General features: G+C 72.8%; 32 protein-coding genes. 16 read left to right on the top strand and 16 right to left on the bottom strand.

Features of this window, described 5'->3' with window-relative positions; all coding sequences use genetic code 11:
- Positions 1–52: 52 nt before the first annotated feature.
- Positions 53–982, bottom strand: a complete 930-nt coding sequence (locus tag AC1DWH_RS12200) for a helix-turn-helix transcriptional regulator (protein WP_477093893.1) — start codon at positions 980–982, stop codon at positions 53–55.
- Between the two features lie 80 nt (positions 983–1062).
- On the opposite strand from AC1DWH_RS12200, the gene AC1DWH_RS12195 reads away from it, so the two are divergent.
- Positions 1063–1464, top strand: coding sequence for a VOC family protein (locus tag AC1DWH_RS12195; RefSeq protein ID WP_477093892.1), 402 nt, complete (start codon positions 1063–1065; stop codon positions 1462–1464).
- Here the strand turns inward: AC1DWH_RS12195 and AC1DWH_RS12190 are convergent.
- From AC1DWH_RS12190 to AC1DWH_RS12175, 4 genes are all read right to left on the bottom strand, one after another.
- The gene (locus tag AC1DWH_RS12190) at positions 1371–2153 is read right to left on the bottom strand and encodes a DNA alkylation repair protein (protein ID WP_477093891.1); all 783 of its coding nucleotides are present in this window, start codon (positions 2151–2153) and stop codon (positions 1371–1373) included. The two genes, AC1DWH_RS12195 and AC1DWH_RS12190, sit on opposite strands and share 94 nt — an antisense overlap.
- Entirely contained in the window at positions 2150–2923 is a 774-nt protein-coding gene (locus AC1DWH_RS12185; RefSeq protein WP_477093890.1) for a putative protein N(5)-glutamine methyltransferase, read from the bottom strand. The genes AC1DWH_RS12190 and AC1DWH_RS12185 overlap by 4 nt, the downstream gene beginning before the upstream one ends.
- Before the next feature lie 9 nt (positions 2924–2932).
- A complete protein-coding gene (locus tag AC1DWH_RS12180; RefSeq protein WP_456847490.1) occupies positions 2933–3322 on the bottom strand; it encodes a PPOX class F420-dependent oxidoreductase in 390 nt (129 codons plus the stop codon).
- Positions 3323–3388: 66 nt separating this feature from the next.
- Complete coding sequence (locus tag AC1DWH_RS12175; protein ID WP_477093889.1) at positions 3389–3811, bottom strand: DUF5684 domain-containing protein; 423 nt, start codon at positions 3809–3811, stop codon at positions 3389–3391.
- Between the two features lie 151 nt (positions 3812–3962).
- On the opposite strand from AC1DWH_RS12175, the gene AC1DWH_RS12170 reads away from it, so the two are divergent.
- The 3 genes from AC1DWH_RS12170 to AC1DWH_RS12160 are packed head-to-tail and all read left to right on the top strand — an operon-like array spanning position 3963 to position 7204.
- Positions 3963–5423 carry an APC family permease gene (locus AC1DWH_RS12170; RefSeq protein WP_477093888.1) on the top strand — a complete coding sequence of 487 codons (1461 nt, stop codon included), beginning with the start codon at positions 3963–3965 and terminating at the stop codon, positions 5421–5423.
- Complete coding sequence (locus AC1DWH_RS12165; protein ID WP_456843773.1) at positions 5420–6340, top strand: universal stress protein; 921 nt, start codon at positions 5420–5422, stop codon at positions 6338–6340. Before AC1DWH_RS12170 ends, AC1DWH_RS12165 begins: the two co-directional genes overlap by 4 nt.
- A gap of 39 nt (positions 6341–6379) precedes the next feature.
- The gene (locus AC1DWH_RS12160; protein ID WP_477093887.1) at positions 6380–7204 is read left to right on the top strand and encodes an SDR family oxidoreductase; all 825 of its coding nucleotides are present in this window, start codon (positions 6380–6382) and stop codon (positions 7202–7204) included.
- Here the strand turns inward: AC1DWH_RS12160 and AC1DWH_RS12155 are convergent.
- Positions 7201–8157 (bottom strand): diacylglycerol/lipid kinase family protein, encoded by a 957-nt coding sequence (locus tag AC1DWH_RS12155; protein ID WP_477093886.1) that lies wholly within the window; start codon positions 8155–8157, stop codon positions 7201–7203. The two genes, AC1DWH_RS12160 and AC1DWH_RS12155, sit on opposite strands and share 4 nt — an antisense overlap.
- Entirely contained in the window at positions 8154–8744 is a 591-nt protein-coding gene (locus tag AC1DWH_RS12150; RefSeq protein ID WP_456843777.1) for a GNAT family N-acetyltransferase, read from the bottom strand. The genes AC1DWH_RS12155 and AC1DWH_RS12150 overlap by 4 nt, the downstream gene beginning before the upstream one ends.
- 23 nt (positions 8745–8767) lie before the next feature.
- On the opposite strand from AC1DWH_RS12150, the gene AC1DWH_RS12145 reads away from it, so the two are divergent.
- A complete protein-coding gene (locus AC1DWH_RS12145; protein ID WP_477093885.1) occupies positions 8768–9325 on the top strand; it encodes an NUDIX hydrolase in 558 nt (185 codons plus the stop codon).
- Here the strand turns inward: AC1DWH_RS12145 and AC1DWH_RS12140 are convergent.
- Positions 9315–9650, bottom strand: a complete 336-nt coding sequence (locus AC1DWH_RS12140; protein ID WP_477093884.1) for a hypothetical protein — start codon at positions 9648–9650, stop codon at positions 9315–9317. The genes AC1DWH_RS12145 and AC1DWH_RS12140 overlap by 11 nt on opposite strands.
- 52 nt (positions 9651–9702) lie before the next feature.
- Here AC1DWH_RS12140 and AC1DWH_RS12135 point away from each other — a divergent pair, with 52 nt between their 5' ends.
- From AC1DWH_RS12135 to AC1DWH_RS12120, 4 genes are read left to right on the top strand one after another with little or no spacing between them, the layout of a single operon-like run.
- A complete protein-coding gene (locus AC1DWH_RS12135) occupies positions 9703–10038 on the top strand; it encodes an ArsR/SmtB family transcription factor (protein WP_456843780.1) in 336 nt (111 codons plus the stop codon).
- Positions 10035–10490, top strand: a complete 456-nt coding sequence (locus AC1DWH_RS12130) for an SRPBCC family protein (protein ID WP_477093883.1) — start codon at positions 10035–10037, stop codon at positions 10488–10490. Before AC1DWH_RS12135 ends, AC1DWH_RS12130 begins: the two co-directional genes overlap by 4 nt.
- 46 nt (positions 10491–10536) lie before the next feature.
- On the top strand, positions 10537–11598 hold the full coding sequence (locus AC1DWH_RS12125; protein ID WP_477093882.1) for an N-acetyltransferase family protein: 1062 nt from the start codon (positions 10537–10539) through the stop codon (positions 11596–11598).
- Between the two features lie 31 nt (positions 11599–11629).
- The gene (locus AC1DWH_RS12120) at positions 11630–12817 is read left to right on the top strand and encodes an MFS transporter (RefSeq protein ID WP_477093881.1); all 1188 of its coding nucleotides are present in this window, start codon (positions 11630–11632) and stop codon (positions 12815–12817) included.
- A 4-nt stretch (positions 12818–12821) separates the two neighbouring features.
- On the opposite strand, the gene AC1DWH_RS12115 is transcribed toward AC1DWH_RS12120, so the two are convergent.
- Entirely contained in the window at positions 12822–13685 is an 864-nt protein-coding gene (locus AC1DWH_RS12115) for a DNA-3-methyladenine glycosylase family protein (RefSeq protein WP_477093880.1), read from the bottom strand.
- A 35-nt stretch (positions 13686–13720) separates the two neighbouring features.
- The gene (locus AC1DWH_RS12110; protein WP_477093879.1) at positions 13721–14824 is read right to left on the bottom strand and encodes an AI-2E family transporter; all 1104 of its coding nucleotides are present in this window, start codon (positions 14822–14824) and stop codon (positions 13721–13723) included.
- Positions 14825–14983: 159 nt separating this feature from the next.
- On the opposite strand from AC1DWH_RS12110, the gene AC1DWH_RS12105 reads away from it, so the two are divergent.
- From AC1DWH_RS12105 to AC1DWH_RS12090, 4 genes are read left to right on the top strand one after another with little or no spacing between them, the layout of a single operon-like run.
- Positions 14984–15700 (top strand): alpha/beta fold hydrolase, encoded by a 717-nt coding sequence (locus tag AC1DWH_RS12105; RefSeq protein ID WP_477093878.1) that lies wholly within the window; start codon positions 14984–14986, stop codon positions 15698–15700.
- Positions 15697–16536, top strand: coding sequence for an alpha/beta fold hydrolase (locus AC1DWH_RS12100; protein WP_477093877.1), 840 nt, complete (start codon positions 15697–15699; stop codon positions 16534–16536). The genes AC1DWH_RS12105 and AC1DWH_RS12100 overlap by 4 nt, the downstream gene beginning before the upstream one ends.
- 4 nt (positions 16537–16540) lie before the next feature.
- The gene (locus AC1DWH_RS12095) at positions 16541–17776 is read left to right on the top strand and encodes a low temperature requirement protein A (protein WP_477093876.1); all 1236 of its coding nucleotides are present in this window, start codon (positions 16541–16543) and stop codon (positions 17774–17776) included.
- On the top strand, positions 17773–18048 hold the full coding sequence (locus AC1DWH_RS12090; RefSeq protein WP_456843789.1) for a DUF1905 domain-containing protein: 276 nt from the start codon (positions 17773–17775) through the stop codon (positions 18046–18048). The genes AC1DWH_RS12095 and AC1DWH_RS12090 overlap by 4 nt, the downstream gene beginning before the upstream one ends.
- Before the next feature lie 3 nt (positions 18049–18051).
- Here AC1DWH_RS12090 and AC1DWH_RS12085 read toward each other — a convergent pair whose 3' ends face one another.
- Genes AC1DWH_RS12085 through AC1DWH_RS12075 form a run of 3 tightly spaced genes read right to left on the bottom strand, consistent with a single transcriptional unit; the run spans position 18052 to position 21875 of the window.
- Positions 18052–18981, bottom strand: a complete 930-nt coding sequence (locus AC1DWH_RS12085) for an aldo/keto reductase (RefSeq protein WP_477093875.1) — start codon at positions 18979–18981, stop codon at positions 18052–18054.
- Between the two features lie 15 nt (positions 18982–18996).
- Positions 18997–19638 (bottom strand): class I SAM-dependent DNA methyltransferase, encoded by a 642-nt coding sequence (locus tag AC1DWH_RS12080; protein ID WP_477093874.1) that lies wholly within the window; start codon positions 19636–19638, stop codon positions 18997–18999.
- The gene (locus tag AC1DWH_RS12075; RefSeq protein WP_477093873.1) at positions 19638–21875 is read right to left on the bottom strand and encodes an exo-beta-d-1,3/1,6-glucosidase; all 2238 of its coding nucleotides are present in this window, start codon (positions 21873–21875) and stop codon (positions 19638–19640) included. The genes AC1DWH_RS12080 and AC1DWH_RS12075 overlap by 1 nt, the downstream gene beginning before the upstream one ends.
- Before the next feature lie 63 nt (positions 21876–21938).
- Here AC1DWH_RS12075 and AC1DWH_RS12070 point away from each other — a divergent pair, with 63 nt between their 5' ends.
- Both AC1DWH_RS12070 and AC1DWH_RS12065 read left to right on the top strand, forming a co-directional pair.
- Positions 21939–22532, top strand: coding sequence for a sugar O-acetyltransferase (locus tag AC1DWH_RS12070; RefSeq protein ID WP_477093872.1), 594 nt, complete (start codon positions 21939–21941; stop codon positions 22530–22532).
- A gap of 602 nt (positions 22533–23134) precedes the next feature.
- Complete coding sequence (locus AC1DWH_RS12065; RefSeq protein WP_477093871.1) at positions 23135–24478, top strand: HNH endonuclease signature motif containing protein; 1344 nt, start codon at positions 23135–23137, stop codon at positions 24476–24478.
- Positions 24479–24671: 193 nt separating this feature from the next.
- On the opposite strand, the gene AC1DWH_RS12060 is transcribed toward AC1DWH_RS12065, so the two are convergent.
- The 3 genes from AC1DWH_RS12060 to AC1DWH_RS12050 form a co-directional block, all read right to left on the bottom strand.
- Positions 24672–24977 carry a hypothetical protein gene (locus AC1DWH_RS12060; protein WP_477093870.1) on the bottom strand — a complete coding sequence of 102 codons (306 nt, stop codon included), beginning with the start codon at positions 24975–24977 and terminating at the stop codon, positions 24672–24674.
- Positions 24978–25079: 102 nt separating this feature from the next.
- On the bottom strand, positions 25080–25706 hold the full coding sequence (locus AC1DWH_RS12055; RefSeq protein WP_477093869.1) for an SAM-dependent methyltransferase: 627 nt from the start codon (positions 25704–25706) through the stop codon (positions 25080–25082).
- A gap of 99 nt (positions 25707–25805) precedes the next feature.
- Positions 25806–26465: a DUF2306 domain-containing protein gene (locus AC1DWH_RS12050; RefSeq protein ID WP_477093868.1), complete on the bottom strand. Its 660-nt coding sequence runs from the start codon at positions 26463–26465 to the stop codon at positions 25806–25808.
- A gap of 211 nt (positions 26466–26676) precedes the next feature.
- Between AC1DWH_RS12050 and AC1DWH_RS12045 the strand changes: the two genes are divergently transcribed.
- Positions 26677–26952 (top strand): TFIIB-type zinc ribbon-containing protein, encoded by a 276-nt coding sequence (locus tag AC1DWH_RS12045; RefSeq protein ID WP_477093867.1) that lies wholly within the window; start codon positions 26677–26679, stop codon positions 26950–26952.

Genomic DNA, 26952 nt, shown 5'->3' with positions numbered 1-26952 from the left:
GACCAGCACAAACGCGACACAAGCGGCGCGGCCCGAGGTCACCGACGGCGGGTCACGACGACTCCCCAGCCCCGTACCGCGCCACCAGCTCGGCGCCGAGGGCGGCCAGCTCGGCCCGGACGGACGCCGGCTCGAGCACCTCGACGGACGACCCGAACCCGGCGAGGTGCTCGGCGACCGAGCGCGCGGTGTGCGAGGAGACCTCGACGCGGGCGCGGCCGTCGTCGGCAAGGCCCAGGTCCGTGACGTGCCGGCCGAGCTGCCCGCGCAGCACGGAGACCAGGAAGGGCGCGCAGAGCACGGTGGCCGAGACCCGCGACCGGCGCTCCTCGATGTCGTCCACGACGGACGACCAGATGCCCGCGACGTCGAGGTCGTCGGGCCGCTCGGCGGAGATCTCGAGGACGGTCAGCGAGCGCACGCGGTCGAGCCGGAAGGTCCGCCGCCCGGCGGGCGTGCCGGCGACGAGGTACCAGACCGACCCCTTGTCGACCAGCGCCCAGGGGTCCACGGTCCGCGCCGACGACCCGCTCGAGTACACCAGCGACACCTGCCGACGGCGGACGACCGCGTCCTGGAGCTCGTCGACCCACGGAGGCCGCTCGCGGGCGGCCGCGCCCCATCCGACCGGGTCCACCAGCACGGCTCGACCGGCGGCCTCGGCGTCGGCACGGAAGGTGGCCGGCAGCGCGCGGACGAGCTTGCGCAGGGCGGACGCGGCGGAGGCGGAGCGGTCCGCGACGGGTCCGAGCAGCAGGAACAGCGCCTGGGCCTCCGACGACGTCAGGCCCGTGAGGTCCGTCCGCGCGCCGCCGACCAGCGACCACCCGCCGCCGCGGCCCGGCTGCGGGTAGACGGGGATGCCGGCGGTCGACAGCGCAGAGAGGTCGCGCCGCGCGGTCGCCACGGACACCTCGAGCTCGGCGGCGACCTCGGCGGCCGTGACCCGCCCGCGCGACTGCATCAGCAGGAGGGTGGCCACCAACCGGTCCGCGCGCACCCCAGAACACTCGCAGACAAAGTGATCAGGAGGTGAGCACTTCAATCGGAAGGGTGAGACACATGACCACGACACAGCACACCTTCCGCGGCCTCGCCAACGTCTCGATCTTCGCCGACGACCTCGACGCCGCCCGCTCCTGGTACACGGACCTGCTGGGCCTCGAGCCGTACTTTGTCCGCGACGGCTACGTCGAGTTCCGCCTCGGCGACCACCACGACGAGCTCGGCATCGTCGACCGCCGCTTCGCCCCGGCGTCCGGCGGCCCGTCGGGCGCCATCGTCTACTGGCACGTCGACGACCTCGACGGCACCTGGCAGCGCCTCCTCGAGCTGGGCGCCACCGCCCTGGACGGTCCCCGCGAGCGGGGTCACGGCTTCGCGACCGCGTCCGCGGTGGACCCCTTCGGCAACGTGGTCGGCGTGATGACCAACCCGAACTGGGCCGAGCGCGCCGCCATGTAGTGCGCCCGCAGCTCCGGGGACAGCCGCTCCAGCGAGTACCGCAGGGCGGTCCGGGGCAGCGTCGCCGCGTGCTCGTCGAGGAACGCGAGCAGCCGCGCCTCGTCCTTCTTGCCCGCTTCCCGCAGCAGCCACCCGACGGCCTTGTGCATGAGGTCGTGCTGGTCGCCCTCCAGCAGCGCGGCCAGCGCGAACGTGTCGTCGAGCGACCCGGCACGGACCAGCGCCAGGGTCGCGACGACGGCGATGCGCCGCTCCCAGAGCGACTCCGACCCGGCGAGCCGGTAGAGCACGTCCGCCGGGGTTCCGGACAGCACTGCGCGACCGAGGACGTCGGGGGCGCTGGCGTCGACGAGGTCCCAGTTGTTCACGCGGTCGGTCCGCCGCAGGTAGAGGTCGAGCAGCTCCCGCCGGCGCGGCTCGGTGGTCCGCCGCGCCGCGCACTCGAGCGCCATCACCTTGAGCGCGAGCAGCCGCACCTCGTGCCGCTCGTCCTCGAGCAACTCCTCCAGGGAGTCGACCGGGAGACCGAGGGCCGACCGGGCCACCGCGACCACCTGCGGCACGGTCAGCCCGAGGAAGACGTCCCCCTCGCCGTACTCGCCGGCGCCGGTCTTGAAGAACCGCGCCATCCCCGCGGCACGCTCGGGGTCCGCGAGCGCCACGAGCCGGTCCACTACGGGCGGGCTCATGCGACGCCCAGCGTCCCGACGAGCGTGGTGCCGCCCGACTCGTCGTCGCTGACCACGCGCACCGACAGGCCGGCGTCCTCGAACGCCGCCGACGCCGCGGGCACCTGCGCCTCGCTGGTCTCCACCAGCAGGTGCCCGCCGGGTCGCAGCCACCGCGGTGCGACCGCGGCCACGCGGCGCAGCACGTCGAGGCCGTCGGGGCCGCCGTCGGCGGTCACCAGCGGCTCGTGCAGCCGCGCCTCGGGCGGCATCGTGCCGATGGCGTCGGTCGGCACGTACGGCACGTTGGCGACGAGCAGGTCCACCCGCCCGCGCAGGGCCGCCGGGAGCGGCTGGTCGAGGTCCCCCTCGAACACCTCGCCGCCGACCGTCCCCACGTTGCGCCGCGCGCACCGGACTGCCGCCGGCTCGATGTCCGCGGCGTACAGCTCGACGGGGACGAGGTGCGCGAGCGCGACCCCCAGCGCCCCGGAACCGCAGCAGAGGTCCACCACCACGGCACGACCCGAAGGCGCCAGCCGGGCCGCCTCCCGGACCAGCAGCTCGGTGCGGCGGCGCGGCACGAAAACCCCGGGGTCGATCTCGATCCGCAGCCCGCAGAACTCCGCCCACCCGACGACGACCTCGAGCGGCTCCCCGGCGACCCGCCGCGCGACCAGCGAGGCCACGTCGTCGGCGCCCGTCGCGAGCAGGATCGACGCCTCGTCCTCCGCGAACACGCACCCGGCGGCCCGCAGCGTCGCGGTGATCTCGGCGTGGGTCGGCGTCACCCGGGCACGCTACTCCGCGGTGATCCGCAGGATGACGCGGTTGTCGGAGTCCTTGCGGCCCAGCTTCTCGATGCCCATCATCACGCGGTACTCCAGGCCGTACTTCTCCTGCATGACCGCGTTGCACCGCTCCCGGGCGGCGTCGTCGTCGAGCACCTCGGCCACCCCGGTCAGCACGGGGGCGTCGTCGTCGACCTTCCCGAACCGGCTGCTGGGCGTCAGCTCGACGCGGGCGTCGTGGCGCAAGCGCTTGACCTTGCCGCTGCCCCGCGGCGTGGTGACCAGGAGCGCGTCGCCGTCCTGACCCACCCACACGGTCGTCGGGACCCCGACCCCGGACTTGCGGTACGTGGTCAGGGAGATGAACCCCTCGTCGGCGAGGGCGTCGAAAGTCGTCATGCGCGATGGTCACCCACGCACGAGACGGCCGCACCCCGTGGAGGGTGCGGCCGTCTCAGGACACGCTCAGGCGGTGGCGTAGCCGGCGAAGGGCTCGCCGCCGGTGGAACCGACGTACGGCTTCGAGTCGTAGCCGAGGATGTACAGGAAGATGATGCTGAGGAAGAGCAGCCCGACCGTGAAGCCGGCGCCGTGGCCGAACGAGGTCGACAGGCCGTGGTAGATCAGGACCGCGATGACGATGTTCACGATCGGGATCAGGAGCAGGATGATCCACCAGATCGGGCGACCCGAGACCTTGATCAGGACGATCGTGGACCAGATCGGGATGAACGCCTGCCACACGGGCTCGTCCGCCTTCTTGAAGACGCCGAGGAGCGCGAAGGAGTAGAGCAGGTAGCTGACGATGATGGCCCCGACGTACACGCCGATGAGGTTCCCGGCGGACGTCGTCGTGGTGGCCACCTCGGTGGCGAGTGAAGTGATCATGCGCGGACAGTAGCGAGGAACCTGCCCCGTCGTGGGGGGTTTGGGCGAGCGTCTCGGCTGTCAGATTGCTCCCGGTACGTGCTCCTCTTACGGTTGCCAGGACACACGGCGACGGCCCGGGCACGTGGGCCCCCTCGGAGAGGCCCGCCCCATGAGCGTTCCGCAGGTGTCCCTCAGAGCACAGATCTGGCGCAAGAAGCCGATCACCGCGGCGACGGCGACGTCGAGCGAGGGCCTCGAACGGTCGCTCGGCACGTTCACGCTCATGATGTTCGGCGTCGGCTCGACCGTCGGCACGGGCGTGTTCTTCGTCATGCACGAGGCGGTCCCCGACGCCGGGCCGGCGGTGATCATCTCGTTCCTGCTCGCGGGGCTGGCGGCCGGGCTGTCGGCGCTGTCCTACGCGGAGATGGCGTCGGCGGTCCCCGTCTCCGGCTCCACCTACTCCTACGCGTACGCGACGCTCGGCGAGGTGGTGGCGATGGGCGTCGCGGCCTGCCTGCTCCTCGAGTACGGCGTCTCGACCGCGGCGGTCGCGGTCGGGTGGAGCGGCTACCTCAATCAGCTGCTGCACAACCTCGTCGGGTGGCAGATCCCGAACGTGCTCTCGGCCGCACCGTGGGACTCCGACCCCGGGATCATCAACCTGCCGGCGCTGTTCCTGGTCGCGATGTGCGCGCTGCTGCTGATCAGGGGTGCGTCCGAGTCCGCCAAGGTCAACGCCACGATGGTCGTGATCAAGCTGGCCGTCCTGGTGATGTTCGTGGCGATCGCGTTCACCGGCTTCAACGCCGACAACTTCTCGGACTTCGCCCCCAAGGGCGTCGCCGGGATCACCGCCGCGGCGGGCACGATCTTCTTCACGTTCATCGGCCTCGACGCCGTCTCGACCGCCGGGGACGAGGTCCGGGACCCGCAGAGGACGATGCCGCGCGCGATCCTCGGGGCCCTGGCGATCGTCACCACCATCTACGTCCTCGTCGCCGTGTCCGCCCTGGGCACCCAGCCCTGGCAGGAGTTCGGCGACGCCGCGCAGGGCGAGGCCGGGCTGGCCAAGATCCTGCAGGACGTCGTCGGCGCGAGCTGGCCGGGGACGATCCTGTCCGCCGGCGCGGTCATCTCGATCTTCTCCGTCACCCTGGTGACGATGTACGGGCAGACGCGCATCCTGTTCGCGATCGGTCGCGACGGGCTGCTGCCCAAGCAGTTCGCCAAGGTCAGCCCCCGCACCCACACGCCGGTCAACAACACGGTGATCGTCGCGATCGTCGTCGGCCTGCTCGCCGCGTTCATCCCCCTCGACTACCTCTGGGACCTCGTGTCCATCGGCACCCTGGCCGCGTTCATCGTGGTGTCCCTCGGCGTGCTCATCCTGCGCCGGACCCGGCCCGACCTGCCCCGCGGCTTCAAGGTCCCCGGCTACCCGGTCACGCCGGTGCTCGCCATCGCCGCCTGCCTCTACATCCTGTCCGGCCTGCACTGGTACACCTACGCGTGGTTCCTGCTCTGGCTCAGCGTCGTGCTGGCGTTCTACTTCCTGTGGGGCCGACGGCACTCCGTGCTGGAGCGTGCGATCGAGCTGGGGATCCTGCAGGACGAGGACGTGCGGTGACGATCGTCGTCGGCGCCAACCCGTTCGGGGACGCCCACGGCGCGATCGACCTGGGGGTCACGCTCGCGCGCACGCTGCCGGAGGCCACGGGCGCGAACGTCCTCGTCATCGCCACCGTCGTGCCGCCCGGGTGGGTGTTCCCGTCCATGGCCAAGGTGGACGGCGAGATGCAGGAGTGGGTCCAGGCGCGTGCCGACGAGGCCGAGGCCGCAGCGCTGGAGTTCCTCGAGGACCGCGCCGAGGGTCTGACCATCGAGTTCGTCCGGCTCCACGAGCGCTCGACGCCCCGGTCGCTCGCCGCCCTCGCGGAGTCCCGGGACGCGACCGCCCTGGTGCTCGGCTCGTCGCCGGACGGGCCCGAGGGCCGGGTCGTGGTGGGGTCGACGGCCGACTACCTGCTGCACTCGTCACCGGTCCCGCTGGCGATCGCCCCGAAGTCCTACCGTTGCGTCCCGGGCCCGACAGGCGTCGCCGCGCACCGTCTCACCTGCTCGTTCAGCGGCTCCCACCTCGCCGGCGCGGCCGTCCGCTGGGCCGCCCGCCTGACGCGCGAGATCGACGTGCAGCTGCGGGTCTGCTCGTTCGGCGTCCGGTCCGCGACGATGTACCCGCCCGAGATCGGCACCGACATCGAGTCCGAGGTGAACGAGCAGTGGCGCGCGCAGATGGTCGAGGCGCAGGCCGCGCTGCGGGCCCGGCTCGGTGACGCGCTCGACGACGACGTCGCCCTCGTGGTCGCCACCGGCACGAGCTGGTCCGAGGCGCTCACCTCGGTCGACTGGACCCCCAACGAGCTGCTCGTCCTCGGCTCGTCCAGCGCGAGCGCCCTGCGCCGGGTCTTCCTGGGCACCAACGCGACGAAGATCATCCGGCACTCGCCGGTCCCGGTGCTCGTCGTGCCGCACGACGAGCTCTGACTTGCGTTCGAGCGCACTCGAAGTCCTAGCGTCGTCGTCATGACACAGAAGACCTGGTTCCTCACCGGCACGTCCCGCGGCTTCGGCCTGGAGTGGGCGACCGCCGCCCTCGAGCGCGGCGACCGCGTGGCTGCCACCGCGCGGGACGTCTCCTCGCTCGACGGGCTGGTCGAGCGGTTCGGCGACGCCGTCCTGCCGATCGCTCTCGACGTCACGGACCGCGCCGCCGACTTCGCGGCCGTGGCGCAGGCGCACGACCACTTCGGGCGGCTCGACGTCGTCGTCAACAACGCCGGCTACGGCCAGTTCGGCTTCACCGAGGAGCTCTCCGAGGCGGAGCTGCGCGACCAGATGGAGACCAACCTGTTCGGCGCCTTCTGGGTCACCCAGGCCGCGCTGCCGTTCCTGCGCGCGCAGGGCAGCGGGCACATCATCCAGGTCTCGTCGATCGGCGGGATCTCCGCGTTCCCCAACATCGGCGCCTACCACGCGTCGAAGTGGGCGCTCGAGGGGTTCAGCCAGGCACTGGCCCAGGAGGTCGGCGGCTTCGGCATCCACGTCACCCTCGTCGAGCCCGGCGGCTTCTCGACGGACTGGGGCGGCTCGTCGGCCCGCCATGCGACCCCGATCGCGGCCTACGACGAGGCCCGGGCGGCGATGGCCGAGGCGCGCGCGAAGCGCATCGGGACGCCCGGCGACCCGACGTCGTCGGCCGCGGCGATCCTGCGGGTCGTCGACGCCGAGCAGCCGCCGCTGCGGGTGTTCTTCGGCGCCTCGCCGCTCGGCACCGCGAAGGCCGACTACGCCTCGCGGATCGCCACGTGGGAGCAGTGGGACGACGTGGCGCAGCTGGCCCAGGGCTAGGCGTCCTCGGCGGCCTTCCCGTCCGGCTCGGCCACGCACACCCACAGGGCGTCGGGCCGGACGGTCACGTCGAGGGTGTCGGACGGCTCGATGACGTCACCGTCCAGCTGGCGGGGCTGGGGGCGGTCGCTGGTCACGGTGATCCGCGACCCCCGCAGAACCTCCATGTTGGGCACGCGGTGGCGGCCCGGACGCAGGACGCCGAACGCCAGCTGGATCCAGTGGCCGAGGTTGCGCGGCGCGAGCACCGCGACGTCCATCTGGCCGTTGTCGGGCTCGGCGTCGGGCAGCAGGTTGACGCCGCCCTGCAGGCGTCCGACGTTGCCGACGACCACCGTGCGGGCCCGGCGGCGCAGGACGGGGTAGTCGTCGACCTGGACCTCGACCTTCATCTCCGCGTCGTTCAGGTGCTTGAGCGCCGAGTAGACGTAGGCGACCGGGCCGAGCACGGCCTTGAGCTTGGTCGGGGCGTCGTCGACCATCGCCGCGTCCAGGCCCATGCCGGCCATCACCGCGAACGCCTGGTCGCCGACGTACCCGAGGTCGATGGTCCGACGGCCGCGCTCCAGCGCCAGGCGCACGCCCTCGACCGGGTCCGACGGGATCTCCAGGTTCGCCGCCAGCAGGTTGCCGGTGCCTCCGGGCAGGACGGCGAGCGCGGAGTCGCTGCCGGACAGGCCCTCGATGGCGGCACGGACCGTGCCGTCGCCGCCGGCCACGAACACCACGTCCGCGCCGTCGGCCACCGCCTGCCGGGCCTGGCCTGTGCCGGGGTCCTCGGCGGTCGTCTCCAGCCACCCCGGCTCGGGCCACCCGGCGTCGGCCAGCTGGTCCCGGATCTGCGAGCGGAGCTCGTCGAGACCCTCGACGCGGTTGGCGTTGACGATCACCGTCGACGTGAGCGGGGCGTGGTCGAGGCGGTGCTCGGCGGGCGTCGTGCTGGGGGTCGTCACGTCGGTGAGTCTCCCCCGGGGTCTGTCGACCGGCCACTCGAGACCCAGTCCTGCCGGCGCAGGCGGTAGTAGACGGTGCGCCGCAGGGGATGGCCCTCCGCGATCGTCGGCCAGTCGAAGTCGTCGGCGGGGTCCCGGGTCATCCCGAGCCGGCGCATCACGGCCTGCGAGCGCAGATTCGTCGGGACCGTGAAGGAGGCGATCTCGTCGAGCCCGAACTCCTCGAAACCCACCCGCACCGCCTCCCGTGCCGCCTCGGTCGCGTACCCGTACCCCCACGCCCAGCGCGGCAGCCGCCAGCCGACCTCCGTCAGCGACATGTCCCACACCGGCCGCGCCAGCCCGGTGAACCCCGCGAACCGGCCGGCGTGCTCACCGGCCGTGACCTCCAGCGCCCACAGGCCCCAGCCGTTCTCGCGCATCCGCTGGTCGATCCGGTCCGCCATCGCGTCGCTCTCGGCTCGCGACAGCGTCGCCGGGAAGTACCGCATCACCTCGGGGTCGGCGTTCAGCTCCGCGAACGGCTCCCTGTCCTCCTGCCGCCAGCGGCGCAGGATCAGGCGTTCGGTGCGATGTTCGAGCGTCACCCCAGGCACCGTACGCTGCCCCGGTGATCGCCGCCGTGCTCGACGCCTGGACGCCCTCGTCGGCCGCGCAGCGCGTGCTGCTGGACGAGTACCGGGCCTTCGTCGCCGCCTCCGGCACCGCCGCGGTCTACCGGTCGCTGGCACCCGAGCACCTCACCGCCAGCTGCTTCGTGCTCACGCCCGACCACGCGCGCGTCCTGCTCTGCTTCCACCGCAAGGGCCAGTTCTGGGTGCAGCTGGGCGGGCACCTCGAGCCGGACGACGCGTCGTTGGCGGCCGCCGCGATACGCGAGGCGCGCGAGGAGGGCGGGATCGATGCGCAGCTCGAGAGCCGGCTCCCCGCCGACCTGCACCGCCACGAGCTGGCGGCGGCGTTCGGGTCCTGCCGGGTGCACTGGGACGTCGGGTTCGTCGCCTACGCACCGGCGTCGTCGGCACCCGTGGTCAGCGACGAGAGCGAGCAGGTGGCCTGGTTCGACGTCGACGACCTGCCGGCCGGCACGCCCGAGGACTTCGCCGAGCGGCTGCGGACCGTGCTCGACGAGGTGCGAGCGAGAGCGGGCGCTCCGGCTAGCCCGTGACCGTCGAGACGGAGACACTGCCGCCGGTCATCGCGCCGGAGAGGCAGTCGAGGACCCGGCGTAGGTCCACCGGCGTGGCCTCGGGGACCGTCTGCGCCGAGACGTGGGAGACGGGCAGGTCGGCCGTCATGATCCCCTCGGTCAGCGCCGGGTCGTCCAGGCAGCCGCTCCAGTCGCCGTCGGGGTACTGGAGGGTCACGATCCAGGGACCTTCCGCCGGGATCGCCGCCGGGCGCGAGCCGAGCCCCGCGAGCGCGGACAGGCCGAGGCCGATGGCGACGAGCAGCGCGACGACGGCCCCGAGCCTTCCTCGCACCGCACGCATGAGCTGATCCTAGTCATTGCACCATTCGGTTCAGTGTCGTATGGTGAACCACATGGTTCAGCATGAGACTCTCGACCGGATCTACTCGGCCCTCGCCGACGGGACCCGGCGCGACATCCTCACCCGGCTCGGGCAGGGACCCGCCAGCATCGGGGAGCTCGCCGGCCCGCACGGGATGAGCCTCACCGGCATGAAGAAGCACGTCCAGGTCCTCGAGGACGCCGGCCTGGTCACCACCGAGAAGGTCGGCCGTTCGCGGCAGTGCCGGCTCGGGGAGGAGCGACTGGACGACGCCATGGCATGGATCTCCTTCTACCAGCGGCTCTGGGAGCGTCGGCTCGACGGTCTCGAGGCCTACTTCACCCTCCAGAGAGGCACGGACCGATGACCACCACCGACACCCTCGAGCTGCGCACCACCCGCGTCCTTCCCGCGACGCCGGAGGAGGTGTTCGACGCCTACACCGACCAGGAGAAGCAGACGATCTGGTTCTCGATCCTCGACACCACACCCGGCATCGTCGAGATCACCGTGGACCTGAGGGTCGGCGGCCGGCAGACCGCCGTCTGGGGCCGGGACGCCGACAGCCTGTTCCGCGAGACCCAGACGTTCCTCGTCATCGACCGCCCGCACCGCCTGGTCACCGAGTCGTCCGGCAGCAGCCCCGACGGCATGACCATGACCACGCACATCGAGGTCACGTTCGAGGCGGTCGACGGCGGCACCCTGATGAGCGTCGTGCAGACCGGGTTCCCGTCCGTCGAGGTGCGCGACTTCTTCGCCGAGCACGCCTGGAACGGCGCGTTCGACCGCATCGCGGCGTTCCTGGTGCGGGGCTGACGCATTCACGTTGCCGCTGGGCGGGGGCTCCGACGAGGCTGACCGGATGATCGACATCGTCGCCGTCCCCGCCGACCCCGACCACCCCGACGCGTGGACCGTCGAGGGGTCGGTCCTCGTCGGCGACGCCATCGACGCTGAGATCCACGGCACGACGGACTTCGCGCTCGACGTCCCGACCACGCGCGCGACGCTGCTCGAGCCCCACCGCAAGGTCCACCGGCTCGTCGCGGTCCCCCGCGGCTCCACCGACGTCGTCGGCCGCGCGATGGTCGGCCTGCCGCTGGTGGGCAACGCGCACGTCGCCGTCGTCTACGTCGGGGTGCACCCGGCGTGGCGACGTCAGGGCATCGGGTCCGCGCTGTTCGACGCGGGGCTGCAGCTCGCACGCGAGGCCGGCCGTCGGGTCGTCCTGTCGGACTCGTCCTACGCCGTCGAGCCCCCGCCGGGACCGGACGCGATCGCGGCGCCGACCGGCAGCGGCCGCATCCCGGCCGACCACGACGCGACCCGGTTCGCGCTGTCCCGCGGCTTCACCCTGGAGCAGGTGGTCCGGCACTCCGTGCTCGACCTCCCGGTCCCCGCGGCGGTCCTCGACCCGCTGCGACAGAACCCCGGCGCCGACTACCGCGTGCACACCATGCGGGACGCCTACGACGAGCGCTGGCTCGACCAGCTCGCCGTCCTGCGGACGCGGATGAGCACCGACGCGCCGCACGCCGGGCTCGAGCTGACCGAGGACCCCTGGGACGCCGATCGGGTCCGGGCCGCCGCCGACGCCGTGCACGAGCGCGGGCAAGGGTTCCTCTCGGCGGTCGTCGAGCACGTCCCCAGCGGCACGCTGGCCGGGTTCTCCGAGGTCGAGTACCCCGTGGGCAAGCCGGCGGTCGTCTTCCAGGGCGACACCCTCGTGCTGCGCGAGCACCGCGGCCACGGGCTCGGCATGCTCGCGAAGATCGCGGTCCTCGACGCCCTCCCGGCTGAGCGCCCGCAGGCGGCCCGCATCCACACCTGGAACGCGCAGGAGAACCGGCACATGCTCGCCATCAACGTGGCGCTCGGGTTCCGCCAGGCGAGCGTCGACGCCGAGTGGCAGCGACCGCTCTGACGGCGTCACAGGCTCGTGCGAGCATCTGGACGTGACCCGGACGGACCAGACCACGTGGCAGCCCGGGTCGCTGCGCGCCGCGACCGGGGGGCTGGTCGCGCTGACGCTGGCCACCTTCGTGGCCATCACCACGGAGCTGGTGCCCGTCGGGCTGCTGCCGCAGATGAGCGCCGACCTCGGCGTGACCGAGTCGATCGCCGGCCTGCTGGTCACCGTCTACGCGTTCATGGTCGCGGTGCTCGCGATCCCCCTGACGCTGGGCACCCGGCGGCTGCCGCGCAAGGGGCTGCTGCTGGTGACGCTCGCCGCCTACACGGCCAGCAACGTGCTCGTCGGCGTCGCACCCACGTTCGGCGTCGTCGCCGCCGGGCGCGCGCTGGGCGGCATCGCGCACGCGCTCTTCTTCTCTCTGAGCATCGGCTACGCGTCCCGGCTGGTGTCGCCGCAGGTCACGGGCCGGGCGCTCGCGCTCGTGACGGCCGGGGCGTCGGCGGGTCTCGTGCTCGGCGTGCCGCTGTCCACCGCCCTGGGCATCGCCGTCGGGTGGCGCAACGGGTTCCTGGTCCTGGCCGCGGCCTGCGGGATCGCCACGGTCCTCGTCGCCACCCTGCTGCCCGGGGTCTCGTCCGACGACGCCCCGCACGCCGACGACACGCAGACCGCGCGCCGCGCCCGGCTCGGGATCGTCTCCGCGTCCAACACGCTCACCTACCTCGGCCAGTACGTGGTCTACACGTACATCTCGGTGATCCTGCTGGCCACCGGCCTGCGCGAGACGGCGGTCGGCCCGGTGCTGCTCGGCCTCGGGGCCGTCGGGCTGCTGGGCACCGCGTACGCCGCCACGGCCCTGGACCGGCACCCCCGGCGCGGCACCGTCGTCGTCCACGCGGGCATGGCCCTCGGCCTGGTCGCGCTCGGCCTGGCGTTCCCGACGACCGCCTGGGTGCTCGTCGCCGCGGCGGTCTGGTGCGGGTCGTTCGGCGCGATGGCCTCGGTGTTCCAGACGGCCGCGATCCGTACCCGCGGCGGCTCGCCCGACATCATCGGCGCGCTGGTGAACTCGACCGCGAACATCGGCATCGGCGGCGGCGCGGCCCTCGGCGCCCTCGTGCTCGTCGGACCCGGGCTCGGCGCCCTGCCCTACGTCGGCGCCGGCCTGGTAGCCGCGAGCCTCGTCGTCATCCTGGTGTCCCAGCGGGCGTTCCCGGCGCAGCCGTAGCCGGTCAGACCCCGGACGCGCGCATCGCGACCGCGACCCAGGTCCGCCAGGGCCGCCACGCCTGCGCCACCTCCGCCAACCGCTCGGGAGACAGGGGCTCCTCCTCGCCGAGCGCGCGCGCCACGGCGGCCCGGACCATCGGCTCGTTCACCGGAAGCTCGTCGGTGTGCCCGAGGGCTCGGACCGTGACCAGCTCGGAGTAGAACGGGCCGATCCCCTCCAGCCGCTGCAGCTCGGTCGCGGTGTCGGCCGGGTCCTGGGCGCGGAGGGTCGCGGTGTCGAGCCGACCGTCGAGCGCAGCCTGCGCGACGCCGCGCATCCGGTGCAGCTTGGGCTCCGGGATGCCGGGGAACTCGGCCAGCGCGAGCACGGCCTCGGGCAGCGGGACGGCGGCCAGCTGCTCGCCGGCCACGTCGAACACCCGCCCGTGCGCCTGCGACAGCGCCGCGCGGACCGCGATCATCTGGCGCAGGGGTCGACGTGCGGACAGGACCGACCACAGCAGCGCCTCGTAGGCCGAGTAGAACAGGGGCGGACGCAGACCCGGCCGGCGGGACTGGACCGAGCCGACCAGCGGGTCTCGCGCGCCCAGCTCGTCGTACCCCGTCGCGCCGACGTCCACGGAGAGCACCCGCGCGACGTGCGCCGCCACGAGGGCGGGGTCGGCCTCGCCCTGGACCTCGCAGCGCAGGACCGCCGCGGAGGGCTGCGTGACCGCGGCGGCGACCTGCGTGCGATACCCGTCGAGGCAGAACGCGAGCCTCATCACGGACCCGTCGGCGGCGTCGCGCTGGCCGAACCCGAACCGGATGCTCTGCGCAAGGTCGAACCGACCGTGCAGGGGGATCTCGACGACGTCGGAGGCCATGGCCAGAACGCTAGGCCCGAACACCCACACGCGGCTCAGCCGGCGACGGGCTCCGGCTCGGGTTCCTCGACCGCCGGCACCTCGACCGCCGGCTCCACGGCCTTCGGCAGGTCCTCGCCGGACAGCCACGAGTACCAGGCGGTCTGCGGACCGCCCTGCAGCAGGACGGCCCGGGTCAGGAGCGTGAGCGGCACGGCGAGGATCGCGCCGAGCGGCCCGATGATGAAGGTCCAGAACAGCACCGACACGAAGCTCAGCGTCAGGGTGATGTTCACGGCGTCAGCCACGAACTTCGGCTGGATCAGCACCTGCAGCGTCACGTTGACGGCGCTGTAGATCGCGACCACCGCGAGCGCCAGCGGCCAGCCGCCCACCACGAAGGCGAGCAGGGTCGGTGGGATGACGCCGATGACGAACCCGATGTTCGGGATGAAGTTGGTGACGAACGCGAGGATCGCCCAGACGGCCGGCGCGGGGACCCCGAGCGCCCAGAGCGCGAGCCCGTCGACGACGGCGACGACCGCACCGAAGGACGCGCTGACGACGAAGTAGCGGCGGACGCCGATGTTGAACGTGGTGGCCCGCCCGAGCACGCCGGCCTGCGTGTCGCCGAACTGCACGTGCGCCCCGTCGTAGCGGGCCGCGTCGACGGACGTGAAGATCACGTACGTCACGACGACGAACAGGGTCGTCAGGACGCCGACCACGGCCCCGCCGAACTTCGTCGCGACCCCGAGCAGCTGCGACGGCTGCAGGGCGTCCGTGATGGAGTTGACCGCGTCCTGGTCCACACCGATCGACGCGAGCCACGCGGTGGCGTCGGTGATCGACGACTGCAGCTCCGTCAGGTAGTCCTGGACGAGCCCGCCGAACTGGATGCCGGCGAACACCAGCATGGCGATCAGCGCGAGCAGGATCAGGTACACGACGACGATGACCATCGTGGTGGCGGCCGCGCGGTGCCAGCCACGCCGCTCCAGCGGGTGCCGGATGGGGTGCACGATGATGACGAGCACCGCCGCCAGGAACAGAGGAGCGAGCACGTCCCGGGCGGCGTGCAGCCCGGCGAGCGTGACGATCGCGGCCGAGAAGAACAGGAGCGTGCGGGTGGAGGGCGCGAGTCCCTGGGGCGAAGCCATCGAGCGCACGTGCTCCTTCGACGAGGGTCCGGTGCACGCAAGATAGCGCGCGGCGTGCTCCTTCCGACCGAAGGCGTCACGGACATGCACCTTTCGCGCCGGGGTCCGCGTTCGGAACACTGGGCCGGACACGTGCCGTCGCGCGAAGGGAACCGACCTATGAGCCCCACCGTCGTCCTGATCCACGGAGCATTTGCCGACGCCTCCGGCTGGGGCGGTGTCATCACCCGCCTGACGGCGGCCGGGTACGCCTCCTACGCTCCCGCCAACCCGCTGCGCAGCGTCTCGGGCGACGCCGCGTACGTCCGCTCGTTCCTGTCGACGATCGAGGGCGACGTCGTCCTCGTCGGGCACTCGTACGGCGGCGCGGTCATCACCAACGCGGCGGTCGGCGCGCCGAACGTCAAGGCGCTCGTCTACATCGCGGCCTTCGCGCTCGAGCAGGGCGAGTCCGCCGGTGCGGCCACGGCCCTCGGCAGCGACGGACCGCCCCCGGACCTCACGCAGGTGGTGGACATCCGCCCGTTCCCCGACGCGGGCGAGGGCAACGGCGACGCCTACCTCAAGGTCGAGATCTTCCCCCAGGTGTTCTGCCAGGACCTGCCCGCCGAGCTCGCCGCGGCGATGGCCGTCAGCCAGCGGCCCGCCAGCCTCGCGACGCTCGTGGAGCCGTCCGGGGCGCCCGCCTGGAAGTCCCTGCCGTCCTGGTACCTGGTCGCGTCCGGGGACCGGGTCATCCCCCCCGCCGCGGAGCGGGTCATGGGCGCGCGGGCCGGGGCGACCGTCGTGGAGATCGACAGCTCGCACGTCGCCATGATCAGCCACCCCGACGAGGTCACCGCCCTGATCCAGCAGGCGATCGACGCCGTCGGGTGACCGTCGCCCCCACGCTCGTCGAGCTGTCCGACGGCCGGACCCTGCGCTCGTACGTCGTGCCCGTCGACCGGCCCCGGCTGACCGTCTTCTGGCATCACGGCACCCCGAACGTCGGCACGCCGCCGGAGCCGCTGCTCCCGCTGGACCCGAGCATCCGGTGGGTCTCCTACGACCGGCCCGGGTACGGCGGGTCGACCCCGCACCCCGGCCGGTCGGTGGCGTCGGCGGCCGGCGACGTCGCGGCGATCGCCGACGCCCTCGGCATCGACCGGTTCGCGGTGCTGGGCCACTCCGGGGGCGGCCCGCACGCCCTGGCCTGCGCGGCGCTGCTGCCGGACCGGGTGCTCGCGGCCGTCGACGGGTCCGGGACGGCTCCGTTCGGCGCGGACGACCTCGACTGGTTCGCCGGCATCAACCCCGCCGGGACGCGCGAGCTGCGCGCGGCCGTGGCCGGGCGCGCGGCCCTCGAGCACGAGCTGTCCGGCTCCGAGTACGACCCCGAGATGTTCACGCCCGCGGACCACGAGGCCCTCGACGGCCCGTGGGGCTGGCTGGGGCGGATCGCGGGCGAGGCGCAGCGGGGCGGCATCGGCGGGATGGTCGACGACGACCTCGCCTACGTCGCCGACTGGGGCTTCGACCCGGCCGACATCCGGGTGCCCGTGCTGGTGCTGCACGGCGACGCCGACCGGGTGGTACCCGCGAGCCACAGCGAGTGGCTGGCCGAGCGGATCCCGTCGGCCGAGCTCTGGCTGCGGCCCGGTGACGGGCACGTCTCCGTGCTCAGCGCTGCGCCCGCCGCCCTGGACTGGCTGCTGACGCACTGCGGATACTGACCGGATGCCAGCAGAGACCGTCGTCGAGCGGCACGCGTCCTGGAAGGAGCTGTTCTTCGACCTGGTCGTCGTCGCCGGCATCGGCCAGCTGGCGCACCTGCTGCACGAGGAGTCCGACCCGACGACCGTCGGCCTCTACGCGGTGCTGTTCCTGGCGTTCTGGATCTCCTGGGCGGGCTTCGCGGTCTACGGCAACATCGCCGGGGACGACGCCCGGACGACCGTGCTCATCACGGCGATGCTCGGCCTCGCGGTCATGGCGGCGTCGGTGCCGGGCATCCACGGGCAACGCGCGAACGCCTTCGTCATCGCGTACGTGGCCCTCCGCTGGCTCGCCGGGGCCGTCTTCTCGCGCGGCAAGGTGCTGCTCGACTGGCCGCTCGCGCAGTACGGGCTGGGGGCCGTCCCCTGGCTGGTGTCGCTGTGGGTGCACGCGCCCGGGCGGTACTGGCTGTGGGCCCTCGGCATCGTCATCGACCTGTTCGTGCTGCTCACGGCGTCGTCCGAGCGCACGATGCAGGACGCCGAGGAGAAGCTCGAGCGGGTGCAGGGCTCGCGGCGGGCGCGCGGTGGCCCCGGCGGTGGCGAGCCGTTCGTGCTCGAGGGCACGCACGCCGACGAGGAGCACCTGGCCGAGCGGTTGGGCCTGTTCGTCATCATCGTGCTGGGCGAGGGGCTCATCCAGATCATCGACGCCGCCGCCGACACGTCGGAATGGGACCGCAGCACGGTCGTCGTCGGGCTCGGCGCGTTCGCGCTTCTCGCCTCGGTGTGGACCGCCGGCCTGCTGCACGGCACGGCGGGGATCCCCCAGCTCAAGCCGCACGTCGTCGCGCCACGGATCGTGATGCTGCTGCACGCGCTGCTCACCGGCGCGCTGGCCGCTCTGGCCGCCGCCCTCGGCATCGCGGTCGCGCACACGCACGGTGCCCTCGAGCTCGACGCCCGGGCGCTGCTGTGCGCGGCGATCGCCGTCTACTGCGCGATCGGCGTCGCGACCGCCGCGCTCGTGGGGACGACGCGGGGGTGGCTGCTGGTGCGCGGCATCCCGAGCGTCGTCGTGCCGGTGGCGCTGCTGTTCCTCGGCGAGTCCCTGTCGGTCGGCACGCTGGTGTGGCTGCTGGTGGCCGTCGTCGTCTGGCTCGCGCTGGAGAAGCGGGAGGGCGAACCGCCCCCGCGGCCCGCCCGGCGGCGTCGAGGGGAGCACGCGACCGAGGACGACGGCATGATCGGCGCATGAGCCAGCCCCTGGATGTCACCTTCACCGTCCCCATCGAGAAGGACGGCGCCTTCCCGACGTTCCTGGAGCTGACCGGCTCGAAGGAGCTGCTGGGCACCGGCAAAGCGGTCAAGGTCAGCGGGACGCTCGACGGGCACCCGTTCGCGGCGACGCTCATGCCGTCCGGCACGGGACCTCACTGGCTGCCGCTGCGCAAGGCGCTGTGCACGCTCATCGGCAAGGACGCCGCGGGCGAGCTGGTCGAGGTGCACCTGCTCGAGCGGACCACCTGACCGCTACGGGACGATGTAACCGGCCGCCCGGAACAGCTCGTACCACTCCGCGCGGGTCAGCGGGACGTCCGACCCCTGGGCCGCACCGGCGACGCGGTCCGGGCTCGTGGTCCCCAGCACCACCTGCATCTGCGCCGGGTGGCGGGTGATCCAGGCGGTCGCGATGGCGATGGGCGGGACGTCGTACTTGTGCGCCAACCGGTCGATCACCACGTTGAGCTCGACGTACTGCGGGTTGCCCAGGAAGACGCCGGTGAAGAACCCCGCCTGGAACGGGGACCACGCCTGGATGGTGATGTCGTGCAGGCGGCAGTAGTCGAGGATCCCGCCGTCGCGGTCGATCGACTGGTCCTCCGCCTGCATGTTCGCCGCGACACCCCGCGCGATGATCGACGAGTGCGTGATCGACAGCTGCAGCTGGTTGGCGACGATGGGCTGCGTCACGAACTTCGTGAGCAGGGCGATCTGGCCGGGCGTCTGGTTGGAGACGCCGAACGCGCGGACCTTGCCCGCGGCCTCGAGCTCGTCGAACGCGCGGGCCACCTCCTCGGGCTCCACCAGCGCGTCGGGGCGGTGCAGCAGCAGGATGTCGAGGTACTCGGTGTCGAGCGCCGCGAGCGACCCGTCGACCGACTCGATGATGTGCTCGTAGGAGAAGTCGAAGCCGTCGGGCGGCACGATGCCGCACTTGGTCTGGATCACCAGCTCGGCGCGGTCGGCGGGCGTCAGCCGCATCGCCTCGGCGAACCGCCGCTCGCACGCGTGCATGGTGCCGCCGTAGATGTCGGCGTGGTCGACCATCGTGATGCCGGCGTCGCGACCGGCGCCGACCAGCTCCCGGATCTGCTCGTCGGACTTGTCCGCGATCCGCATCAGGCCGAGCACGACGTTGGGCACCGCGATGTCTGTCCCGGGCAGGGTGAAGGTCTTCACGGGGCCATGCTGCGCCTAGCCGGGCCGGCGTGCCAGTAGCGAGGCCTGCGCGCACTTCTCGCGGTCGGGCTGCGGCTCGCGGAGCAGCCGGGCGCTGACGACGAGGCCTGCGGCGTGCACGGCGGCGGCGACCGACTCGGGGGCGTGCCGGTAGGCGTCCGCCGACACGTCGTGCCCGTAGGCGTGGGTCATCGTGCGGGCGGCGTCGTCGCCGGCGTGCCACCCGAGCAGCAGGTGGCCGCCCGGCGCGAGGACGCGGGCCAGCTCGGCGACGACCGCGGGCAGGTCCGCCGGCGACGTGTGGATGATCGAGTACCAGGCCAGGATCCCGCTGACGCACTCGTCAGGGAGATCCAGTGCCGTCATCGACCCGACGTCGAACGACAGGTCGGGGTAGGTGCGCCGGGCGACCTCGATCATGCCGGGCGACAGGTCGACCCCGTCCGCGACGATCCCGACGGACGCCAGCCACGCGGTCATCCGGCCCGTGCCGCAGCCGGCGTCGAGCACCCTGCCGGTGCCGCGGACCCGGTCGGCGAAGGCCGCGAGCATGGCGCCCTCGAGACCCGACTCCGGGTTCAGCCCCGTGACCAGCTCGCCGTACGCGACCGCCACCGTGTCGTACATCGCGCGGGTGGCGGCGAGGTTGTCGCCCATCAGGCGGTGACCAGGAAGCCGGCGCGCAGCAGCACCTCGTCCCGCGACGACGGGCCGACCAGCAGCTCGAACGTGCCCGGCTCGACGATGCGGTGGCCCGCGGCGTCGACGATCGTGCAGTCCGCGACAGGGAGCTCGAGGTCGACGGTCACCCGTGCCCCCGGCTCGACGGTCACCTGCCGGTACGTCTTGAGCTCCTTCTCCGCCCAGGTCACCGTGGTGACGACGTCGCGGACGTAGACCTGGACGGTCTCGAGCGCGGGCCGGTCGCCCACGTTGTGCAGCGTGACCTGCGCACGGAGGGTCCCGTCGACGCCGAGCGCCGGCTCCAGCACCCGCAGGTCGTCGTACTCGACGGTCGTGTACGAGAGGCCCTCGCCGAACGCGAACGGCACCCGCTGCGTGAGGTCCGCGTACCGCGTGCCGTGCTGGGCGGGCAGCTGGTTGTAGTAGACGGGCAGCTGGCCGACGTGCTCGGCGAACGTGATCGGCAGGCGACCCGACGGCTCGATCTGGCCCAGCACGAGCTCGGCGATCGCCCGACCACCGCGCATGCCCGGGTTGGCGGCCCAGACGATCGCTTGTGCAGACATCGCGCTCGGGGGCAGGACGTGGGGCTTGCTCGCGATGACGACGACGACCAACGGCTTGCCGGTCGCGGCGAGGGCGTCGAGCAGGGCGACCTGGCCGCCGACGAGCTCCAGCGTGGCGGTGGAGCGGCCCTCGCCGACCAGCTCGATCCGGTCGCCGACGACGGCGACCACGACGTCGGCGTCTTTGGCCGCTTCCACGGCCGCGGCGATCAGGGAGGCGTCCGGTTCGACCGGGATGACGACCTGCGGGCGGGGCTGGCCGTCGGGGAAGAACTCGCCCTCGGGGTCGGCGCCCAGCGTGAGGATGTCCGCGCCGCGGGCGTGCGTGACGGTCCAGCCGTCGGGTGCGTGCGCACGGAAGCCGTCGAGGACCGTCTGCGTCATCTCGCGCGGGTGGCCGTCGGGGAGCCAGTCCGCCTGGCCCGAGGCGCCCGCCCAGTCGCCCAGCTGCGTGTGCTGGTCGTCGGCGTTCGGGCCGATGACGGCGATCGTCTTCGGGCTGTCCGTGAGCGGGAGCGTCCCGTCGTTGGTCAGCAGCACGAGCGAGCGCCGGGCCACCTCGAGGTTGAGCGCGACGTGCTCCGCGGACCCGATCACGGCCTGCTGGCGCTCCACGCTCGGGTGGCGGGCGTCCTCGAACAGCCCGAGCTCGAACTTCAGCGTGAGGATCCGGCCGACCGCAGCGTCGAGCGCGGTCTCGTCGAGCATCCCGCTGCGCACGGCCTCCTGGGCGCCCTCGAAGAACCCGGGCGTCGTCATCACCATGTCGTTCCCGGCCCGCACCGCCGCCGCCGACGCGTGCGCGTAGTCGGGCTGGATGTGCTGCTCCCAGACCATCCGGCCGACGTTGTCCCAGTCCGTGATCAGCGTGCCGGTGTAACCCCACTCGCCGCGCAGCACCTCGTTGAGCAGCCAGTCGTTGATGGTGATCGGCACGCCGTCCATCGACTGGTAGCCGAGCATGAACGTCCGGCAGCCCTCTCTCGCGACCCGCTCGAACGGCGGCAGGAACCACGAGCGCAGCTTGCGGCGGCTGATGTCGGCCTCGCTGGCGTCGCGCCCGCCCTGCGTCTCGGAGTACCCGGCGAAGTGCTTGGCCGTGGCCAGGATCGCGGTCGGGTCGTCGAGGCCGTCGCCCTGGTAGCCCCGGACCATGGCCGACGACAGCTCGCCGATGAGGAACGGGTCCTCCCCGAACGTCTCGCTCACGCGGCCCCAGCGCAGGTCGCGCGCGATGCAGAGCACCGGCGAGAACGTCCAGTGGATGCCGGTGGCCGCCACCTCGACCGCCGTCGCACGGGCCGCCCTCTCCAGCAGGTCGGCGTCCCAGGTGGCTGCCATGCCGAGCTGCGTCGGGAAGATCGTGGCGCCCTCCCAGAAGGAGTGGCCGTGGATGCAGTCCTCCGCGATGAGCAGCGGGATCTGCAGGCGCGTCCGCGCGGTGAGCTCGTGCGCCTCGCGCACCCGCTCCGGGGAGGTGTGCAGGATCGACCCGACGTGCAGGTTCAGGACCAGGTCCTCGACGCCGTCCTTGGCGTTGAGCTGCATCATCTGCCCGACCTTCTCCTCGAGCGTCATGCGCCCGACGAGGTCGGCGACGCGGTCCGCGACGGGTCGGGTGGGGTCCTGGTACGGCGCGGTCATGAGGCGTCCTGATCGGATCGTTTCGAGCATGATGGGCTGCGGAACACCCTAGAGGAGCGTGTGATGACCGACGAGTACGACGCCGTGCGGGCCGTGATGAACAACGGCGGGCTCTACGTGGACTTCGGCCCCGGGCTGGAGACGCTCGAGGCCGAGCGGGTCGCCGGCAAGGAGCTGGCCTACGACTACAACCACTCGCGGCCCGGTGAGTCGGCCCTGCGGGCGTCGATCCTGCAGAAGCTGCTCGGCTCCGTGGGTCCCGAGGCGTGGATCGAGCCGCCGTTCCACGTGTCGTACGGCTCGCACGTGCACGTCGGCGCCCATTTCTACGCGAACTTCAACCTCGTGCTCGTCGACGACGCCGACATCGTCATCGGCGACCGCGTCATGCTCGCGCCGAACGTCACCATCTCGACCGCCGGCCACCCGACCGTCCCCGAGGAGCGCGTCGGCGGCTGGCAGTTCTCCCTGCCCGTGCGCATCGAGGACGACGTGTGGATCGGGTCGAACGTCACGATCCTGCCCGGCGTCACCATCGGCGCGGGCTCCGTGATCGGCGCCGGCAGCGTGGTCACGCGCGACATCCCGCCGCGCGTCGTCGCCGTCGGTGCGCCGTGCCGGGTGCTGCGGTCGGTCGACGAGCCGCGCGGGGCGTAGGGGCGGCTGGCGCTCACGCTGCCGACGCCCTTCTGCGGGCTCAGCCGGTCCGCTTCGCCGGCGCGGCTCCCCTGCGGTCGCCTTCGCTCGCTCGCGCCGCGCAGCCACTCCCTGGCTCCGGCGCGGCCTTCTGCCACTCGACCGACGGGCCGGAGGCGTAGATCTCGCACGGACCCCCCGCTCCCGCCCGGCGCTGCGCGAGGTTGCGCCGCGTGTGTGCTGGTCAGGGGTGAATGTCAGCGGTCGGTCGTACAGTTGTTCTATGCCCGGATCGGGCGGTTGGTGCGGGTGGAGGTGGCGTGGTGACGGCGGTGATGGAGACGGTCGAGGTCGCCCGCCCGGCTGCGCGCGCTGCCGCTAGACCTGACTCCGGCTCGTCCGCACCCTCCACGGCCACGGCCGGGTCTGCAGCCTCGTGGGCATCCGCATGCACCGCCGCAAGGCCCGCGCCCAGCTCCTCCACCACGCCAGCTGCGCCCGCCTCGTCATCCACCACCACGGCTGCGCTGCCCGTGGCTGCAGCCGCCGCTGGGTTGGTGTGGGCGGACTCGGGTCACGGCGCGCGCCCGGGTGTCACGCCCGTGCCCGGCCCGGGTGTGCGGGTGATCGACCTTGGTGCGGTCGAAGACTTCCCCCTGCCCGGGGTCGATCTCGGTGACCTGGTGGCGTTGTTGACGTCGGTGCCGGTGGCGGAGGTCTCGGATGTGGCGTTGGTGAACACGGTCACGGGGATGGCGCAGGCGATCGCGATGCTGCAGGCCGCCCAGGCCGTCGTGGTCCGCGAGATCGAAGCCCGCACCACGGACGCGTTGCGGCATGTCCCGGACGAGCTGGCGTGTGCGCTGGTGTGCACGAGGCGGGCCGCGGAGATGGTGTTCCTGCGCGCCTGGGGCACCGCCCAGCACCCCGCCCTGGGCGACGCGTGGGCGGCCGGTGCGATCGAGGCCCGCAAGATCGACATCATCCTGGACGAGGTCACCAAGGGCGGGTCTGGGCTCGAGGCGGGCGCGGTGCGGGCCGTGATCGACGACGCGATCGCCCGGTCCTCGGAGCTGACGGCGCCGCAGCTGGCCCGGCACGTACGCGCCACCTTGATCGCGCTGAACCCCGCCCTGGTGGAGAAGTGTCGCCTCGCCGAACGTGACCGCCGCGGCATCGACCTCATCCTGGCCCCCGACGCGATGGCCCGCCTGGTCGCCTACCTACCCGCCGCCGAGGCCACGGCGGCGTTCACCGCGATCGACGCCCTGGCCGGGCACGCCGCCCTCGACGGGGACCAGCGCACCGTGGATCAGCGGCGGGCGGACGCGTTCGCGGATGTGTTCACCGCCATCCTGGACCGCCAAGCCACCCCCGACGGCACCCCCCTGCCGCGCAAGCACGGGCAACGCGTCGCGGTGCAACTGTCCGTGGCCGCCACCACGCTGCTCGGCCTGGACGACGCGCCCGGGTTCCTCGGGTCCTACGGTCCGGTGCCGGCGCAGGTCGCCCGCGAGCTCGCCCAGGACGGCACCTGGCGCCGCGTCCTGACCGACACCACCGGGCAGGTCTGCGCCGTCGGCACCCAGACCTACCGCCCCGGGGCGGACCTGACCCGGACCGTGCAAGCCCGGGACGTGACCTGCACCTTCCCCGGCTGCCGACAACCCGCCACCCGCTGCGAGATCGACCACCGCACCCCCTACAACCACGACCGCGGCGACGACCCGCACAAGCTGCAGACGTGCGAGGCGAACCTGCACGCGTTGTGCAAACACCACCACCAAGCCAAGACCGAAGGCTGGTGGAACGTCACCTACAACCCCGCCACCGGGGTCTCCACCTGGACCGACCGACACGGCCTGACCTACGCCCGCCACCCCGCCCTCATCCACACCACCCCCGACCTCCACACCCACCGACCACCCCCACCCACACCCGTCCCACTCGGCGACCCACCCTTCTGACACAGTCGTCCGATATCGAGCGCTCCCAGTGCCGCGACCCCACTGCCGAACGGACCTCCCTGGCGTTCGCGACCCGGCCACCTGGCCCGCTCCGGCCCCCGCGAGACTGGCGGAGCGGCGACTGACTCTTCGCTCCGGGCCTCGCTCAAGGCGGCCCGCCAGGCCTGCCCAGCTCAGCAGCCAGATCCCCAGGTCACCACAGCCCGGTCAGCGCACACACGGCGAGGCTGACTGCGACCACCGTTCCCACGACCACGGCGGCCGTCCGCGCGGCCCTCACGCCGAGCTGCTGCCACGCGACCGCGATCGGGACGGCCCAGACGAGCACGGCGATCGCCCGCAGCGCACCGCCCTCCACGACGTCGGCATGGCTGGGCATCGACGCCATGAACGGCGACCCCATCAGCAGCCCGATGAACCAGAGGAACCCGGACATGGGTGCGACGACCAGCAGGCTGACGCCGACGACGGCGAGCAGGGCCCATCGGCGCGAGGTCATGCCGGAACGCCAGGGGGCGCAATCGTCCGACGGACCCGCCGACGATCCACGTCACTCGCCCGGTCGATCGGGGTCTTGTCGCCGCGATGCCGGGGAACGGGGTCAGCGCACGCGGCGGACCGCGATCACGTTGTCGGTGACCTCCGCGACCTGGCCGCCCGGGCCGGTCGCGGTGCGCTGCGGGGCATCGAGCCGGACGATGTCCCACCCGTCGCCGAGGTCGAAGGACTCGAGCGACTCGGCGGGCGTCGGGAAGGTCGCGTCCTTGTCCCAGGACCACGGCGACACCGACGCGTGCTCGGTCACCAGCAGCATTCCGCCGGGGGCGACGAGAGCCGCGGCGCGGTGGAGCACCTCGGAGCGGGCGACGTCGGCGGGGACGTGGAAGTAGCTCGCGGTGACCAGGTCGAACACGCCGGACGGCATCGAGTGCCGCAGGTCGTGGTGCTCCACGGCCACCCGCTCGGCGAGGCCGGCGTCGGCGGCGTCCTGCGCCACCCGGGCGAGTGCGGTCGGCGCGACGTCGACCGCGGTGACCTGCCAGCCCAGCGACGCGAGCCAGAGCGCGTCGCCGCCGTGCCCGCAGCCGAGGTCGACCGCGCGCCCGGGCTCCGGGAGCAAGGCCGTGACGACGTCGACGAGGACGGCGTTCGGTCGGGTGCCCCAGGACGGCTCGACGGTCGCGTAGTGCTCTTCCCAGTAGTTCTCGCCGTGGGTGTGCTCGGTCATGGTCGTCACCCTGCGCTGCGGGACGTCCCGCAAGCAAGTGAGCCTCCTGCGAGCACGAGCGCCTCGCGCGAGCACGTGAGCCTCCCGAAAGCACACGAGTCAGGTCGCGACGAGGGCACCGGCGCGCGGCGCGCGGACGGGCGGGCGGCGGCGTCGACGAATGATCCACTCGGCGATCGCCAGGTCGATCACCCACGCCGCGCCCATGAGCAGCGCGCGGGCCGTCTCGCTGGGCGCGCCGAGCACCAGGGTCCACGGCGCGAAGATGACCGCCTGCGTCCCGGCGCCCAGGCCGAGCGCGTAGCCGCGGGTCATCCAGGCGCTGTGCGTCACGACGTCACCCCGCCGGATGAAGACGACGCCGAGCACGAGGAACACGACCATCGCGGATCCGAACACCAGGCGGAAGACCTCGAGCAGCGGCCCGTCGCCAGCGGGCAGGTCGGTGAACACCGCCATCCACAGCCCCGCGAGCGCGGCGAGGATCCCGGCGGGCGCGACGACGCGTCCGGCCATGCGGTGCCACCGCGGTCGGCGTCGGCGCAGGCCGGGGTGGAACTGGAACGCGCCGAGCAGCAGGAACGTGGTCGCGCACACGATGTGCACCACAACGGGCGCCGGCATCGTCACGAACCGCTCGTTGTCCGGGGTGACCTCCGGGCCGCTGCTCAGCTCGGCCAGCCGCAGGGCTCCGGCGAGCATCGGCACCAGGCTCAGCAGGATCAGGCCGGCGGGTATGCGCCACGCGTGACGGGGCACGGGGTCCTCCTCGGTCGGGTCGCGAACGTCCTGGGACGAGCCTGGCGACTGCGTGCCGCGGATTCATCGGCCGAAGAGCAGGTCGCGCGGATCGTCCGTCCGGCCGATGTGGCCCCGGCCCCGGCGCCGGGCGGAGGAAACCCTCCGGCGCGCCCGGTCGTTCACCGGGCAGCCGGCGCGCCCGTCGGCCGAGCCACGGACGGAGACACCCATGACGCTTATCTGCCCCAAGTGCGGCTCCGACATGCGCGCCTACGAGCGCAACGGCGTGACCATCGACCAGTGCACCGGCTGCCGCGGGATCTTCCTCGACCGCGGCGAGCTCGAGCGCCTCACGGACGCCGAGTCGGCCTACTACGGCTCCCGGCAGGCGGCGGCGCCTCCCGCGCGCTACCCCGAGGATCAGTACCGCGGCGACCGGGACGACCACTACTCGAGCACGAAGAAGCGGCGCCCGAGCAGCTTCCTCGGCGACCTCTTCGACTGA

This window comes from Cellulomonas sp. P2_F12 (genome assembly GCF_056403775.1).
This window is presented reverse-complemented; position numbering and strand designations above follow the sequence as displayed.